Origin of the sequence: Thermobacillus sp., assembly GCF_003390775.1 — a bacterium.
Classification (GTDB): Bacteria; Bacillota; Bacilli; order Paenibacillales; family Paenibacillaceae; genus Thermobacillus; species Thermobacillus xylanilyticus.
Genome location: NZ_QEWA01000040.1, coordinates 65,914 through 81,635 on the forward strand (window position 1 = coordinate 65,914; position 15,722 = coordinate 81,635).

Annotated in this window: 16 protein-coding genes, 1 tRNA gene and 1 riboswitch; of the genes, 10 read left to right on the plus strand and 7 right to left on the minus strand. The window is 56.5% G+C overall.

Annotated elements, in window-relative coordinates; all coding sequences use genetic code 11:
* Nucleotides 1-40: 40 nt before the first annotated feature.
* Nucleotides 41-1,417, plus strand: a complete 1,377-nt coding sequence (locus tag C6W55_RS11345; RefSeq protein WP_286892695.1) for an ABC transporter substrate-binding protein — start codon at nt 41-43, stop codon at nt 1,415-1,417.
* A 40-nt stretch (nt 1,418-1,457) separates the two neighbouring features.
* Here the strand turns inward: C6W55_RS11345 and C6W55_RS11350 are convergent, their stop codons facing one another.
* The 3 genes from C6W55_RS11350 to C6W55_RS11360 form a co-directional block, all read right to left on the minus strand.
* Nucleotides 1,458-2,657, minus strand: a complete 1,200-nt coding sequence (locus C6W55_RS11350; protein WP_286892696.1) for a polysaccharide deacetylase family protein — start codon at nt 2,655-2,657, stop codon at nt 1,458-1,460.
* Between the two features lie 180 nt (nt 2,658-2,837).
* Nucleotides 2,838-3,677 (minus strand): sulfurtransferase, encoded by an 840-nt coding sequence (locus C6W55_RS11355; RefSeq protein ID WP_286892697.1) that lies wholly within the window; start codon nt 3,675-3,677, stop codon nt 2,838-2,840.
* Nucleotides 3,678-3,756: 79 nt separating this feature from the next.
* Nucleotides 3,757-4,974: an MFS transporter gene (locus C6W55_RS11360; protein ID WP_286892698.1), complete on the minus strand. Its 1,218-nt coding sequence runs from the start codon at nt 4,972-4,974 to the stop codon at nt 3,757-3,759.
* 143 nt (nt 4,975-5,117) lie between these two features.
* Here C6W55_RS11360 and C6W55_RS11365 point away from each other — a divergent pair, with 143 nt between their 5' ends.
* The gene (locus tag C6W55_RS11365; protein WP_483316363.1) at nt 5,118-5,672 is read left to right on the plus strand and encodes a GNAT family N-acetyltransferase; all 555 of its coding nucleotides are present in this window, start codon (nt 5,118-5,120) and stop codon (nt 5,670-5,672) included.
* Here the strand turns inward: C6W55_RS11365 and C6W55_RS11370 are convergent.
* Together C6W55_RS11370 and C6W55_RS11375 are read right to left on the minus strand one after the other, a co-directional pair.
* A complete protein-coding gene (locus C6W55_RS11370; protein WP_286892699.1) occupies nt 5,641-6,909 on the minus strand; it encodes an EAL domain-containing protein in 1,269 nt (422 codons plus the stop codon). The genes C6W55_RS11365 and C6W55_RS11370 overlap by 32 nt on opposite strands.
* Nucleotides 6,910-7,004: 95 nt before the next feature.
* Nucleotides 7,005-7,298: a hypothetical protein gene (locus C6W55_RS11375; RefSeq protein ID WP_286892700.1), complete on the minus strand. Its 294-nt coding sequence runs from the start codon at nt 7,296-7,298 to the stop codon at nt 7,005-7,007.
* A gap of 228 nt (nt 7,299-7,526) precedes the next feature.
* On the opposite strand from C6W55_RS11375, the gene motA reads away from it, so the two are divergent.
* Together motA and C6W55_RS11385 are read left to right on the plus strand one after the other, a co-directional pair.
* A complete protein-coding gene (gene motA, locus C6W55_RS11380) occupies nt 7,527-8,342 on the plus strand; it encodes a flagellar motor stator protein MotA (protein WP_015256354.1) in 816 nt (271 codons plus the stop codon).
* The gene (locus tag C6W55_RS11385; protein ID WP_015256355.1) at nt 8,326-9,165 is read left to right on the plus strand and encodes a flagellar motor protein MotB; all 840 of its coding nucleotides are present in this window, start codon (nt 8,326-8,328) and stop codon (nt 9,163-9,165) included. The genes motA and C6W55_RS11385 overlap by 17 nt, the downstream gene beginning before the upstream one ends.
* A 59-nt stretch (nt 9,166-9,224) precedes the next feature.
* On the opposite strand, the gene C6W55_RS11390 is transcribed toward C6W55_RS11385, so the two are convergent.
* A complete protein-coding gene (locus tag C6W55_RS11390; RefSeq protein ID WP_286892701.1) occupies nt 9,225-11,078 on the minus strand; it encodes an ATP-binding protein in 1,854 nt (617 codons plus the stop codon).
* A 184-nt stretch (nt 11,079-11,262) separates the two neighbouring features.
* Between C6W55_RS11390 and tadA the strand changes: the two genes are divergently transcribed.
* Nucleotides 11,263-11,730 (plus strand): tRNA adenosine(34) deaminase TadA, encoded by a 468-nt coding sequence (gene tadA / locus C6W55_RS11395; protein ID WP_015256357.1) that lies wholly within the window; start codon nt 11,263-11,265, stop codon nt 11,728-11,730.
* On the opposite strand, the gene C6W55_RS11400 is transcribed toward tadA, so the two are convergent.
* A complete protein-coding gene (locus tag C6W55_RS11400) occupies nt 11,725-11,919 on the minus strand; it encodes an aspartyl-phosphate phosphatase Spo0E family protein (protein ID WP_041854626.1) in 195 nt (64 codons plus the stop codon). The two genes, tadA and C6W55_RS11400, sit on opposite strands and share 6 nt — an antisense overlap.
* Nucleotides 11,920-12,169: 250 nt before the next feature.
* Nucleotides 12,170-12,257, plus strand: a riboswitch (cyclic di-GMP riboswitch).
* A 107-nt stretch (nt 12,258-12,364) separates the two neighbouring features.
* Here C6W55_RS11400 and C6W55_RS11405 point away from each other — a divergent pair.
* The 5 genes from C6W55_RS11405 (at nt 12,365) to C6W55_RS11425 (ending at nt 15,713) form a co-directional block, all read left to right on the plus strand.
* Complete coding sequence (locus C6W55_RS11405) at nt 12,365-13,180, plus strand: PilZ domain-containing protein (RefSeq protein WP_286892702.1); 816 nt, start codon at nt 12,365-12,367, stop codon at nt 13,178-13,180.
* Between the two features lie 70 nt (nt 13,181-13,250).
* Nucleotides 13,251-13,328, plus strand: a tRNA-Arg gene (locus C6W55_RS11410).
* 262 nt (nt 13,329-13,590) lie between these two features.
* The gene (locus C6W55_RS11415; protein WP_286892703.1) at nt 13,591-14,064 is read left to right on the plus strand and encodes a DUF6790 family protein; all 474 of its coding nucleotides are present in this window, start codon (nt 13,591-13,593) and stop codon (nt 14,062-14,064) included.
* Between the two features lie 48 nt (nt 14,065-14,112).
* The gene (locus C6W55_RS11420) at nt 14,113-15,123 is read left to right on the plus strand and encodes a condensation domain-containing protein (RefSeq protein WP_286892704.1); all 1,011 of its coding nucleotides are present in this window, start codon (nt 14,113-14,115) and stop codon (nt 15,121-15,123) included.
* A complete protein-coding gene (locus tag C6W55_RS11425; protein ID WP_286892726.1) occupies nt 15,081-15,713 on the plus strand; it encodes a thioesterase II family protein in 633 nt (210 codons plus the stop codon). Before C6W55_RS11420 ends, C6W55_RS11425 begins: the two co-directional genes overlap by 43 nt.
* Nucleotides 15,714-15,722 lie beyond the last annotated feature (9 nt).

Here is a 15,722-nt window from a genome sequence, read left to right on the forward strand (position 1 = left end):
GATTTGATTTTTATATATCCAAAGGGAGGACTCCAACATCATGAATCCGTCGATCAACAAGAAAAAATCCATCGTTGTCGGACTTCTTGTTCTGCTTCTGGCGTTCATGACGGCATGCAGTTCCGGCGGGAAAAACGAAAGCGTTTCGGGCGGCGGTTCGTCTTCTTCCGGCACCAAGAGCTCAAGTCCAATCAAAGTGACGTTCTGGCATTCCATGGGCGGCGAAGTGGGCAAAGCGGTACACCATTTGGTAGAGGAATTCAACAAGTCCCGCTCGGACATCCAGGTTGAAGCGATCTATCAGGGCACCTACGACGAAAGCCTGAGCAAAATGAAAACCGCCATGGGCAGCGGCACCGGCCCCACGATCGTCCAGGTCTATGAAATCGGAAGCCGGTACATGATCGATTCCAAGGCGATCACGCCGATGCAAACGTTTATCGATGCGGACAACTTCGATCTCAGTGAGCTGGAAGAAAACATTCTGGGGTACTACACGTTTGACGGCCAGCTCTACTCGATGCCGTTCAACACGTCGAACCCGATTCTGTACTACAACAAAACGCTGTTCCGGGAGGCGGGACTGGATCCGGAAAATCCGCCGGGGACATTCAGCGAGGTGAAGAAAGCGGCCGAAGCGCTGACGAAGGACGGCGTGTACGGTGCATCCTTCGCGATTTACGGCTGGTTCATGGAGCAGCTGTTCGCGGTGCAGGGCCAGGAATATGTGGATAACGGCAACGGACGCGAAGGACTTGCAACCCGGTCGCTGCTCGCCGGCGAAGCCGGCATCACCGTCATGAACTGGTGGAAAGACATGATCGACAGCAACGTGATGCTCAATCTGGGCCGCTCGACTGCGGATACGAAGACGGCCTTCAACGCGGGTCAAGTGGCCATGATTCTGGACTCGACGGCGGCGCTGCGCGGCATTGTGGACACCGTCGGCGACAGCTTTGAAGTCGGCACGGGATTCCTGCCCCGCCCGGACGGAGCCGAAGACGGAGGCGTCATCGTCGGCGGCGCAAGTCTGTACATTCTGAACGACCGTCCGGAAGAAGAGCAAAAAGCGGCCTGGGAATTCATCAAATTCGTCGTATCTCCCGAGCAGCAGGCGTACTGGCATGTGAACTCCGGTTATTTCCCGATCACCAAAGCCGCTTATGATCAGCCGCTGGTGAAGGAAAATTTGGAGAAATTCCCGCAGTTCAAAACGGCCGTCGACCAGCTGCACCAGTCGAAGCTGAACAACGCAACCAAGGGCGCCGTAATGGGCATCTTCCCGGAAGCCCGCCAAATCGTGGAGCAGGCGATGGAGGAAATCATCAACGGGGCCAAATCGGTAGAACAAGCGCTGACCGACGCCGAAAAAGAAATTACGGAAAAAATCCAGGCCTACAACAAGACCGTGCAGTAAAGCGCAGAAAGGGGCTTCCCCGAAAGGGAAGCCCCTCATGTCATGAATTCAATACGCTTACCAGTTGTTCACCACTGTAGTCGCCGTGGGCATTTACTCGATAAATCACAGGATTGCCGTCGCGCAGATTTTTGTCTGTTTTTATCGTGACATGCAGTTTAAATCCGGCTTCTTTGGCTAATTGGATGACCGTTTTATCGTAAACACCGTATGGATATGAAAGGGCAATCGATTCTTTGCCGACATGCTGCCGGATGAGATCCCGCGATGTTTTAAGATCATTTAGAATTCTGTTTTTATAGGATCGTTCATCCTCATTGGCATTTCTGGCCAAAATTGCGGCTTTTTGCTTCTTTCCCTGCTGCACATAGTAGTGCAAATCATGCGTATGGCTTTCGATATTGATGACCCCGGAATCATACATTTCTTTGGCCTCTTCCCAAGTGAAGTGCCGTGAAAATCCTGGTTGCTTGCCTCTGTAACTCGTAATGATATAAATGGTTGCCCTCAAGCCTTTCTCCTTTAGCATCGGATAAGCGATCGAGTAATTGTTTGCATAGCCATCGTCTATGGTGATCAGCAGCGGCTTCTTTGGAAGTTTATAATGAGCGTTCGTTTTATACTGGTATAAATCTTCTTCCGTAATGGTTTCATAACCTGCCTGAATTAATTTATCCAAATGTTCACGAAATCTCTCGGGTGTAACGGTCAAGGAATCCGATCGGTTCGGATCGAAATGGTGGTACATGATGACATCAATTTTTTTCGGATGATATAAATATGCGCTTGTGATGGGTTTGATATGGATCAGCAACTTCTTTGTGTCCAGCAAAAGCTCCATCATACTTTTATCCAGGTGGTCAAATTTTATGTTAAATAGTTTGGCAACATCCCTGACAGAGGCGTATACTGTATTCTGAATTTTTTTGGTTGGATTGGATAAGGTAATGGTCTCCCCATTTATTTCACCAATGGCAGATTGAAACCCCAATGTAATAGCACCTTGATTTGTGGAGAAAAAAATTTTTTGTTCGTTGACATCAAAGGATAATTGATTACCGAACTGGCGCCATATTTCGCCTATGGGAATATAGGTAACGCCATTTTCCAAGTATCCGTAGATGACTCTGGTGTTATCATAGGATTCGAAAATGTTGTTTTTTTCTGCATTCACAGGAGCGCTCATCATGAAAATGCAAAAAATGAAACAAAGCGATAATAATTGCAATTTCAGCTTCATAGAATGCTGCCTCCGGATTTATCTTCAATGAATAATATGGTTTTGCTTGATATATCGGGAATGACAACCATTTAATAAAGATTTGCTCCGCATCACGAAAAAAAAAGAACGGGCTGCAACAGGTCTCCAACTTTCAACCTGTCACAACCCGTCTTTCGAATCTTACACAGCTCTCGACTTCTACTCCCCGCCTTTCGCCACCGGATTGTCCTCGTACGAGATCCAGTCGCTCCAACTGCCCGCGTACAGCTTCACATCGCGGTATCCCGCTTCCATCAGCGCCAGCACGTTCGGGCAGGCGGTCACGCCCGAGCCGCAATAGACGATGATCGGCTTGTCCTGCGGCAGCGCCGCGAACCGCTCCGCCAGTTCTTCCGGGCTGCGCCAGCGGCCCGCTTCGTCCAGGTTCTCTTTCCAGAATCGGTTGACGGCGCCGGGGATGTGGCCGGCGTTCCGGTCGATCGGCTCCGTCTCGCCGCGATAACGGGCGGGCTCGCGCGAATCGACAAGCGCGCTCTCCCCGGTCCGGACGGCGTGACGCACCGCTTCGACATCCGCCAGCAGTTCCTGCCGCACGTCCGGCACATACGTCTTTGGCACGCGGATCGGCGGCGCCGCGTCCGTCACCGGGAACCCCGCCTTCTTCCAGGCGGAGAAGCCTTCGTCCATCACATAGACCTGCTCGTGCCCCATGTAGCGCAGCAGCCACCAGAACCGTGCGGCCATCACGCCGCCCTGGTCGTCGTAGGCGACGACCCGCGTGTCGCGGTCAATGCCCGCCTTGCCAAGTTTCGCGGCCAGTTCGGCGATGTCCGGCAGCGGATGCCGTCCGCCATGTTTCCCGACGGGTCCGGACAGGTCGCGCTCCAGATCCATGTAGATCGCGCCGGGAATGTACGATTCCGCATAACTGCGCCGGCCGGCCGCCGGATCGCCCAGCAGAAACCGGCAGTCGACAATGGCCAGATCCGGCTCGTACATTCGCGCAAGCACCCAGCGCATGCTGACGATCGCTCTCATCCGAATACGCCTCCCGCCATCTGATGTTCCGCGTCATGCGTCCGCTTTTGTCCCGGTTTTTCCCGCCGCCGTCCAGCTTTTAATGCCGGCCGGCATCCAGAACGTTATGCTGCATGTTGCTCTGACGGATTGACCGGACCGTGAGCGCCATGACGCCCAGCAGCGCAATGAGCAGCGATGCCGCGGCCGCGATCATCCACAGCGTGCCGACGGCTCCGTAATGATCCATGATCCACCCGGTCGTCCGCGGCAGCAGGGCGCCGCCGACGCCGCCCGACGCGATCAGCAGGCTCGTCGTCCGCTCCGTCATGCCGGGAATGTATTGATTCACGTACAGCAGCGCGACCGCGAACACGCCCGACCAGAGCAGTCCCGCCAGCCCGATCCAGAGCAGCGAAGCGCCGGCGCTGCCCGTCAGCGCCAGCATGACGAGCATGCCCGTCCCCGCCGCGGTGGAAATCAGCAGGTAGCGGAAATAACCGCTGCGGTCCGCAATGCGCCCCGCGAACATCCGTCCGACGACCATCAGCCCCCAGAAGACGCTCAGCGAGGCCGAGGCGGCCGCCTCGCTCATGTCGGTCCGCTCGAGCAGAATGGCCGGCAGATAGTTGCTGTAGCTCATCTCCATGCCGACATAGAGCGCGAAGTAGAGCGTGCCCGCCAGCAGCAGCGGCCAGGCGGCCGGCGCATAGCGGGCCGGCTTCAAGGCCGGCCGGTCTGCCGCCGCGGCTGCCCGGTAGGCGATCAGTTCGTCCACCTTACCGAACGACATGGTCAACCAGAGCAGCATGGTGATGCCCGAGAGGGCGGTCACGATCGGGAACGCCATCTGCCAGACGTCCGCACGGATCAGCAGCCCCGCCAGAATCGGCATGACGAGCGCCCCGATGCCGAAGAACGTCTCCAGCTTCGCCATGGCCGAAGCTTTGCCGTCCGTTACGAATTCAATAATGATTGCGCCAAGCACCGCTTCCGTCATGCCGAACCCGAACCCCGCCAGCGGCGCGGATGCGAGCATCCAGCCCCACGGCAGCAGCAGACTGTAGGCCGCCTCCGCGACGGTCAGGCAGCTGAGCGCCAGAATAAGTGCGCTCCGGCGGCCCAGCCGTCTGGTGACCAGCGGCGCGCCAAGCACGCCAACCAGAAATCCGACAAATTGATTCATGATGAATTGGCCGCCGTCCCCGTACTCAACGCCGTATGCGCCGATCAGCGGCACAAGCACGGCGCCCGCCACGACGTGCGCCATGCCGATGACCATGTAGGACAGGCAGCCGAGCCATATCAAACGATTCATACCCAGCTCCTGATCATCTCCGTGTTCGGACAAATTGCAAATTCTATGCCAATTACCCTTTATCATAACACGGCTGATCGGCAATGTTATAATGAAATCGTGAAATTTTCGTTGAAATTGGCTGCCGCAAGGGGGGTACGGGGATGACGGATATGAAGGCAGAGCACGATGGAGACGGCGGACTCCCCGTGGAGCTGCGCGGCATGCGCATCGTGCCGATGTCGGCCGCCCATGCCGAAGCGATCTGCAGCTGGCGCTATTCCCCGCCGTACGACCGGTTCAACTGGCCATCCTGGGAAGAAATGAGCGCCCGCGGCATCGAGTTCGGCGACCCGTGGCTGCGGGAAACGCAGTACGCCGCCGTGCTGAACGTTAGGGATGAGCTGATCGGCTACGTCCAATTTTTTCCCCTGCTGAAGGTTACCCGACTCGGCCTCGGTCTGCGCCCGGACCTGTGCGGCAAAGGAGCGGGCGCCGTCCTGACCCGGCTCGCCGCGGAAGAAGCGCTCCGGCGCTCTCCCGGCGACGAAGTCGATCTGGAGGTGCTCGCCTGGAATACCCGCGCCATCCGCGCCTACGAGAAGGCCGGCTTCGTTCTGGACGACACTTACTGCCGCCAGACCTCCGCCGGCCCTGAAATGTTCCATTGCATGGTCTACCGGCCCGCTATTCCGCAAGCCCCGAACCATCCGTTTTGACCGCCGCTTCTTCATCCATGATATCGAAGAGCACGATGAGACCCGGCGCAAGCGAAGCGGAGATCGTGCGGATCCATCGGCGCGTGCCGAGATCCGCGTAACTCCGCGAAATGTTCGCGTTCACGCCGACCGCGGGGTGCAGCATGTCGGCCACAAAATACGGCCGCCAGCTCCAGTTCGAGCCGCGGTACTCAGGCTGCCTCACCCAACGGCCGCCCTCGCGCTGGAAGTTGGACGACAGCTGCTCGCCGTCCTCCCGGCACAGATAGACGCGGATGCAGGTATCCGGCAGCTTCTCCGCCAGTCCTTCGACAAGCCGGTCGTACCGGTCGGCATCGTCTGCCGAACCGCCGGCGCTGCCCAGGCCGCTCCGGACGGACTGCAGGCAGCCGGACAGCATCTCGCCGGTTTCCCGCCAGCGGGCTTCCGACCGCCGGACGCTCCGGCGATGCTCCGCCAGTCCCCTGTCCACGATGCCGGCATACCGATCCTTCGGCTGAAAATCCGGCTCGGCCGGCGCGAACAGATACCCTTGCACATACCGGGCGCCCAGCTGGATGGCCCGCTGCAGATCGTCCTCGGTCTCGACGCCCTCGATCAGGAGCGACGCCCCGATCTGCTCGGCGAGGACCGAGTAGCTGCGGAGCACGGCCAGATAGCCGCTGTGGCTTGCGCTGCGCTTCATGAGGTGAATGTCCACCTTCAGAATATCCGGGTGGAGTTCGGCGATCCGATCCGCCGAATTGAACCCGGTGCCGGTATCGTCAATGGCGATCCGGCAGCCGGCGCGGCGATAGATGCCCACGATCTCGCTCAGCCGCTGCATGGAGCCGGCATAACGGTCTTCCGTAATTTCGATGACCACCCGGTCCGTATGGATCCCGTGCCGCTCCAGCATGCGGAGCGTCTGCAGCTTCCCTTCATCCTGGTAGGTCCGGTCGATCCAGGAAGGCTTGACGTTCAGGAACAACAGCGGCCGCTGCGTTTCCGACGCCTGAGCCAGACGGGCGATGGCGCGTTCCCGTATGATGCGGTCGACCCGGACCTGCTCCCGGACATCCACGTTTGCATCCGCAAAGAACGGACCAAGGCTGGCCGCTCCTTCATTCGTCCGGTACCGGCCCAACACTTCATAACCGATCACGAACCGGCTGTCCAATGCCAGGATGGGCTGAAAATAAGGCATCAGATCGCGTTCGTCCAGCATGAAGGGCTGCACCGTATATTTCAGCGACATGGTTTTGAACTCCTTGAGGCGTTAATGTCACATATTTTCACATGCTTACCTTACCTCGATTGTACGGATTCTGTAATTCTTTGTAAAGCATGCGTTCAAATGAGCCGGACGATGCGTCTTTCCCTGTTATTAATGGAAACTTCGATTACATGGAACTTCGGATGGTAGACGACTTTGCCGGCGCCCACGGCAATGACCGGCTGCGCGCCGAGTCCGTAGAACACGTCATCCGCGATGGCTTCCAGCGTCTCGCGCCGCTCCTGTTCCCCCAGCCCGGCCCATTCTTCCGCCTCCATGCCGCACAACCGGTAGCTGTCCTCGATGCCGCCGACCGCTTCGGTCAACTCCCGCAAAATGTCCCCGTACGCCCGACCGTGCCTGACTCCCATTGACATCCATCCCTTCGAAGCCGCAGCATTTTTCCGCGGGCAGAACGCTTCTTCCCGCGGCATTGGCCGGCCGCCGGCCTGCACGGCTGATTTTGTCGGCTCAAAATCTAATAATCTCCACAAGAATGACGATAAATACTATATGGCATGTGTCGATCGAACCCGATTCATGCCGCAATGCGTATCCCAGTCCTACCATCATTTCTTAAAGTCAGTGCGAGGTGTCTTATGGAGAAATCGACCATTACCGGCATCATTCTCGGCATTGTGGCGATCATCGGAGGCATGTTGTTGAAACACGCGCCTCTGGCACAATTGATCAACCCAGCCGCTTACGTCATCATTCTCGTCGGTACGGCCGCATCGCTGTTCATAGCGTTTCCGATGTCCGAACTGAAGAAGTTTCCCGCACTGATCCGAATTCTCTTCAAGAAGCAGGAGCTGGTCTCGCGAGAAGAGTTGATCCGGCTGTTCATGGAATGGGCGACGATCACCCGCCGCGAAGGTCTGCTTGCGCTGGAGTCGCGGGTGGATGACATCGAGGATCCGTTCCTTCGCAACGGCATGCGGATGATCATCGACGGCCAGGACCAGGACTTCGTGCGCGATGTTCTGCTGGAAGAAATCCATGCGACCGAACAGCGGCATAAAGCGGGAGCGCAGATCTTCTCCCAGGCCGGCATGTACGCTCCGGCGCTCGGCGTGCTCGGCGCCGTCATCGGCCTGATCGCCGCGCTTTCGGATATGACCGACATGGCCCAGCTTGCGTACTCCATCGCCGCCGCGTTCATTGCCACAATGCTTGGTATTTTTACCGGGTATGTGCTCTGGCATCCGATTTCCAACAAGCTGAGGCGGCTCTCCCAGCGGGAAACCGAACTTCGGCTCATGATGGTTGAAGGCTTGCTGTCGATTCAATCCGGCGTCTCCACGATTGCCATCAACCAGAAGCTGTCCGTCTTCCTGACGCCGCAAGAACGGCAAGCGCTGCATGAACGCGAGGAACGCGAAAGGGAGGCGAGAGGCGTTGAGCAGACGGCATAGACACGAGGATCACGAAGAGCATCCCAATGAGACCTGGCTCGTACCTTACGCGGATCTGCTCACGCTGCTGCTTGCGCTGTTCATCGTGCTGTACGCCATGAGCTCCGTCGATGCGCAGAAGTTCCAGGAGATGAGCCGGGCGTTCAGCGTGGCGTTCAATTCCGGCATCGGCGTTCTGGATCAATCGGCCGTCGTCGTGTCCGTGGATCAAATGACGAACTCGACCGACATGGTTCGGTTGTCCGGCGGGAAAGAAGGCGTTGCCTCCAGCGAAGCGGCGCGCCGGGCGGAACAGGAGCTTCGGGAGTTCGAGCAGCTGCGCGACCAGCTCAGTCAGTATATCCAGGAAAACAATTTGTCGACACAGCTCGATATCCAATTGAATCATTCGTCCCTGCTCATTACGATCAGCGACAATGCGCTGTTCGCTTCCGGCAAAGCGGACCTCACGCCGGAAGCCAAGGAGCTCGGCGTTGCGATCGGCACGATGCTGAGAAATTACCCGGGCTACGAGATATCCGTCGAAGGGCATACCGACAACCAGCCGATCAACACGGCCGAATTCGAATCCAACTACGAACTCAGCGCGAAACGCGCGATCAACTTCATGAGGGTGCTGATCGAGGCGGGCAATCTCGATCCCCGCTTGGTCAGCTCGACCGGATACGGGGAATTCCGGCCCGTGGCGGACAACGACACGCCCGAAGGCCGCGCGAAGAACCGGCGCGTCGAAGTTTCCATTCTCCGCAAATTCACGGATGCGTCGGCCGTTGAGTCGCTGCAGGTGTCCGGCAATAACGCGGCAGCAACGAAGGATTCATGAGCAGCTATGCCTTGGACCCCCCTGTGCGAAGCGCAGGGGGGTCTTCATCGTCCGCCGGCTCATTCCACCGCGGGCAGGTTGATCGTAACGGTCGTGCCCTTCCCGACTGTGCTGCGGATCTCCATCGTCCCTTGATGGCTCTGGATGATGCGCTGGCTGATCATGATGCCAAGTCCGGTCCCCGACTCCTTGCTGGTCACGAACGGATCGCCCAGCTTCGGAATCATCTCTTCCGATATGCCGACGCCGTGATCCCGGATGGTGATCACGATCCAGCCCGGCTGTTTCCGGGCTTCGATCTCGATCTCGCCGCCCTTGGGCATCGCCTCGATCGCATTTTTCAATATATTGATGAATACCTGTTTCAGATGATTCTCCTCGCAGGCCACCTCGCAGGGCTCGCTGTCGAAAGAAGTGGTGAATACAATATTGCACAGATGCGCCTGACTGTCGAGCAGCGAGATGACATCGCCCAGGATGAACCGCACATCCTGAATCCGGAATTTCGTCGCCTGCGGTTTCGCCAGAATCAGAAATTCACTGACAATCAGATTGATCCGGTCGAGCTCTGACAGCATGATATCGATGTGCCGCTGATTCAGCTTGTTCGTCTGCTGCTGGAGCTGCAGGAATCCGCGCAGTGTCGTGAGCGGATTGCGGATCTCGTGGGCCACCCCCGCGGCAAGCTGGCCGACGGTATTCAGTTTCTCCGCGCGGCGCAGAAGCTCATCCATTTTGTTCCGATTCGTCATGTCGCGCGTAATGCTGGCGAACGCCTGGATGACGCCGTTCCTGTCGCGGATTGCCGAGGTGGTGACGCTGACTTCGAAGCAGGAGCCGTCTTTCCGGCGGCGGATCGTCTCGCGCGCCGGCAGCATCTGGCCGGCAAGCAGCGCTTCCCGGGCTTCGAGCTCCTCTTTCATGCCGCTCTCGGGAACGATCGGCAGACTGCGTCCGATCGCCTCTTCCTCGCTCCATCCGAACATCTGCTCGAACGCCGGATTGACGCGGATGAGCACACCGTTCACATCTTCAATATGGATCGCGTCCGTCGTATGGTGGATAATGGACTCGAGGTGTTCCTTCATCGACCGGTTTTCTTCAAACGCCTTCTTGAGCTTGGCCGTGTAGACGTCCAGGTTCTTCGCCATCGCATTGATCCGTTCGGCCAGCTGGCCGGTCTCGTCTTTGCGGTTCACGGCAAGCGGCGTATCGAATCGTCCGGATGCCACTTCATCCACCTTGCCCAGAATTTGGCGCAGCGGACGGATCAGCACATAAGCGAGCCCGTAATTGATGGCGACCGCTGCCGGGAGAAGGAGAACGGACAGGGAGATCTGATAATTTCGCGTCTCCCTGATCATGCCGTACATGGGCGACAGGTCCGCCGCGATGCGCACGGCAAGCCCCGATTCGGGAAATCCGAACGTGCCGGCAAGCAAGGTCTTTCCTCCGCTTCTGAGCGAGCGGTAAACCTCGCCGCTTCGCATGGCCTCGGCCAGATCGGCCGAATCCGTCCCGCTCGCATGGATGTCGTAGCTGCCGTACAGCAGACGTCCGGTGAGTTCCTGCGATGCAGCGTTCCCCGCTTCCCGCGCGGATGAGGAGCCGGCCCCCCCTTCTTCCGCCGGACGGAATACCGCGATTTCCATGATGTTGCGGTGCAGGGACTGATAATCCTGAATGAGTGCGGTCGGATCCAGGCCGGACGAGTTTTTATCCGGCCCGTCTGCCGATCGCGTTACCCGGGCGGCATGCTCCGTGACGCTTGCGGCGATGTTGTGCATCAGTTCTTGCACTTCGCGCTTCAGGTTGACCCGCATCGCATAATCGTTCACAATGACGGTGAGTGTCTGGAAAATGATCACGATGGTCGATAGGATCAAGGTCAACCTGATCTTGAATGACAACACGGGCACCTCCTTCCATACAGCCAAAACTTGTGGATAACATCGGTATCTCGATTTCCAGGATGTGGACAACTGTGGACAAATCTTTAGTTATCCACCGATTTATGCACAACGTGTTAACAACGAATATCTGTTCGCGGTATAGACAGTCAAAAGTGCAGGATCGAACAGCGGAGGAGGCAGATGAATGAGCTTTGCAGAGGACGATGTGCGCTTCATGCGCGAAGCCATAGAGGAAGCGAAAAAAGCAAAGTCGTTGCGGGAAGTCCCGATCGGCGCAATTATTGTGAAAAACGGGGAGATCATCGGCAGAGGCCACAATCTGCGCGAGACGATGCGCGATCCGACCGCCCATGCCGAAATACTGGCCATCCGTCAGGCCAGCGAGCATCTGAATGCCTGGCGGCTGCTCGATTGCACGCTGTATGTCACGCTGGAACCATGCCCAATGTGCGCCGGCGCCATCCTGCAGTCCCGGATCGCTCGCGTCGTCTACGGAACGGACGATCCGAAAGCAGGCTGCGCAGGCACGCTGATGAATTTGTTGCAGGACAGGCGATTCAATCATCGTACCGAGGTCATATCCGATGTGCTGCGCAGCGAATGCTCCGAATTGCTCACCAGCTTCTTCCGGGCGCTGCGCAATCGTTCATAAGCGTGGGGCTTTTTTGTCGGGAATGGTCAACTCGTCCCGTTGCAGCTGCTGCAGTGCGACGATGAGCCTGTCCGCCTCTTCGCTCAGGGCGAGGACTTCCGGGTCGGTTAGACTTCCTCTTGCTTCCGCAAGTGCGTGCAGACGAAAGCGAAGCGTTTGCAGCTGTCCCAGCAAGCGATCTTTCTTCATCTGCCTCAGTCTCCCCCGATAGAAGTTATGGATTGTGCTTCCATTATACACTTCTTGATCCACAGAATTTGTAAGTTTTTGTCGATTGGACTCCACTTTTTTCTGCCGCTTTTCGACACGAGCATAGTGCCAAGGCTGCATGACTTGCGGCTCCATCCTATGAAAATTGGCATTGCCATTTCAATACAATTTACAGTATAATGAACTTTGCAGATTCTTGAAATATGACTGACATCTATATCGGCATCGAATCAGCAAAGGGCAAACTTGTCGAAAGGCAAGGACGCAAAGCTAAGGGTCTACGGCTCCGCACGAGCTATGATCGCCTGGTTACCGGGATTCGGATGTACCTGTCGCTGCATGTAACGGTAGACCATCCCTGCTAATCGGGGATGGTTTTTTTGTCATACAGGAGTCCCATACAGAAAGGAGTTGTGGAAGGACCATGCCGTTATCCAACACTTCCCCGTCACCGAGAAATTCGTCGACCGGCTCGATGGGATACGACGTCTCGGTGCTGATGGACTCGAAAGCCGTCGTCGAAAAAAAAGGATTTGTATCGACTGGCACGCTGACCTATGTCGCCGGCGAGCTGCTGGAGATTGAATTCCCGCAATACGACCAGTTCATGCTCGGCGAAAAGGTAAAAGTCATGATTTACGCCAAAGGCGGCATCTACGTGTTCGAATCAACGGTGCTCGCGAAGGATCAGGGCGCGCTGGTCGTGCTGAATCCGCCCGAGAATCGCCGCAAATTCCAGGACAAGCGGCAGGATCCGCGGGTACCGGTCAATGAGCAGGCCCGGGTGCTCAGCCTGTATGAATATTCGCGCAAGGTGGAACGGAAGTTCCCGGATCCGCCGACCATCCTGCTGGACAACATCAGCATGTCCGGAATCGGCTTGCTGTTCAACATCGACCTTCCGTTGCAGACGCGGAACCAGCTTCACCTTGAATTGGATCTCGGCAACCGCTTTGAATGCAGGGCGGAGATCATTCATCTGCAGCGCACCAAGGAAGGCATCCGGTGCGGAACGCGCATTATCGAGCTGAAAGATGACCACGCGAATTGGTTGCGTTCCTACATCCTGAGATCCCAGATCGAGGCTTACTACCGCGAGAAGTCGGAGAAACTGCGCAAAGAGATGCTCGGCGAGGAAGGGGAGACTGAATTCGACATCCAGGCCGAACAGACGGAGCCGGTCAAAACGGATCGTGCGCCGCAGACCTACCTGTTCAACGATTCCAGATACGAAGGTTGATGCGGCAACGATTTTCAGGTCGCCGTCCCTTCCTTCGACAGTCGCAATGTGGTATAATACATCTTGCTGCGCGCCCGTAGCTCAGCTGGATAGAGCGACAGTTTCCTAAACTGTGCGTCGTGGGTTCGAGTCCCACCGTGGCGCGCCAGTTCCATAAATCATCTGAACCATAAGAATCCCCCCTCAGAATCGTTTCTGACGGGTGGTTTTTTTTTCTCAATTCCCTCTCCCTCGCACAATCCTCTAACTGTTTCCACTTTAATTTGTTCATCAACTTACTTTTTTCCTTGATTTGTATTTTTTATTTTACATGTTATGATTTGGTATAAAGGTACTGTTTGTTAATTTTTTGTTAAATCTTGTATCGCTAAATCAGCCAACTACACTTATGTTCTCGGAGGGATTAGCAAATGTGGTTTCTGGCTTTGTGGGCGCTGGGCTTGCTGTCGGGATTCACGCATCTTCTCATCACGGGCTTCGGCGACGCCAGCAACATCTCGCACATTCTGCTCTTGCACCAGTTCGTCGTGACGTTCGGCCTGGTGGGCATCATCGGGGTCATCGTGAATATTGCGCTTGCGGATGATACGGCCAGGAAGCTGGGATGGCCGGGCGGACCGTATCAAATCAAATACGGGTTCTCCCAGCTCGGCGTCGGCGTGATGGGCGTAATGGCCATCTGGTTTCACGGTTCTTTCTGGGTAGGCGTTCTGGTCACCATGTACATCTATGGTCTGAGCGGCCTGTGGTCGCATACGCAGGAGATGATCAAGAATCGCAAAGCGGACGCAGGCAACATCGCAAACATCGTGATGGACATCGTCTATCAGGCGTTCATCACCATTCTGTCCATCCAGGCCGGTGGCATCTGGACCAACGCATGAGTAGCCACGGTCTTCATATCGCCTTGAACCATAGAATCGAAGAGAGGAATGATCGGTTTGACCGTCCGGAAAGTCTCGATGACAGAAATGCAAAAAGGCATCTTTCTCGACTGCCAGATCGGCAATCCCGACGCCTATTACATTGCGGCGACAATCCGGATTCGAAACCTCGACGAAGCTTTGCTCGAACAGGCTCTTACGCTTTTGATCCACGAACAGGCAGCGCTGCGATGCTGCGTGGATTTCGTCGACGATCTGCCCGGCCTGGCCGTTCATCGGGAAGTCGAGGTTCCACTGGTCAAATATGACCTCGCTCCGGAGCAAGAAAATCGAGAAGCACGGGCCAGGAACATCATCGAGCAGGAGATGAGCAGGCCTTTCGATTTGTTTCGGCCGCCTCTGTTCCGCGCGGTGCTTGTCAGGCTGGACAAACAGACGCATCTGCTGATGATCTGCATCCACCATCTTGCGGCTGATGGGCTATCCCTAAATATCCTTGCCCGAAAATGGTTCGATTACTATGACGCCCTGGCAAGCGGCCGCTTGATTGCCTTGCGACAGGATGACGGATTCATTGAATTTATCCTGCAAGAGATCGAGAGATTGAACAACGGGAACTGTCACGAACATCGTCAGTACTGGGTCGACAAGATGCGCGGAGCTGAGCCGTTGGCTCTGCAGCCGGACTATCCGGCGTCCCAGTGGATGCAAGGTGTCGGCAGGGAAATGCGTTTTCCGGTTTCATCCAATCTCTTCAAACGCCTGCAGGAAAGGGCGGCCGAGCTTGAAACAACCGGCTTCATGTTCGTCATGGCTGCCTTCGCCCTGCTGCTGCATCAATATACCCGCCAGGAAGACATCGTCTATGCCTCGCCGTTTACATACCGTCCGGACATCTGTCTGGAAGAGACAATCGGTTGCTTCGAGTGGTTCACCCGATTGAAACGGGGGCTGCCGGAGGGTCGCAAATCATCTGTTTTCCTTATCTCGGAGGTTATGCGAATTCGTTCCTCAATCTGGCGGACAAATTGGACGACAGCTATGAGCTATGGGCTCTGAATCCGCCGGGGCACGGCTCCTGCCGGAAGCCTCCCGCTGAAGACATGACGGCCCTGTTGGATCTGATCATAGGCGAGCTAAAGAGCATTCTACGACCCGGAGGCATGCTGTTTGGCCACAGTATGGGCGGCATGGTGGCGTACTTTCTTGCGCAGCGATTGACGGAGTCTTGTCATCCGACACTTATACTGTCCGCCTGCACCACTCCGGCCGAGACCCGGCGGGTATCCCATTTGCCCGATGACAGACTCATTGAACATTTGGCGTCGTACGGCGGCATCCCGCAGGAATTGATGCATGAGAGAAGTTTGCTGCATTTTTTCCTGCCGGTGTTCCGGGCTGATTTCAAAGTGCTGGAATCCGCATCGTCCCTGAACCGGACTCCGCTTGCATGCCCCGCGTACTTGCTGTGGGGCGGCCAGGATCGCATCGTCCCGTTGTCCGCGATGCTTCGCTGGACGGATTATTTCTCCGGAGTAGTCCATCTTGTGCCGGTCAGAGACGGTGGTCACATGTTCATCTCCGACAATACGGAAGCGGTCGCCGACATTCTGGGACGCATCGGCCAAAAACAAAGAATAGACGGCTGAAAGGGGCTT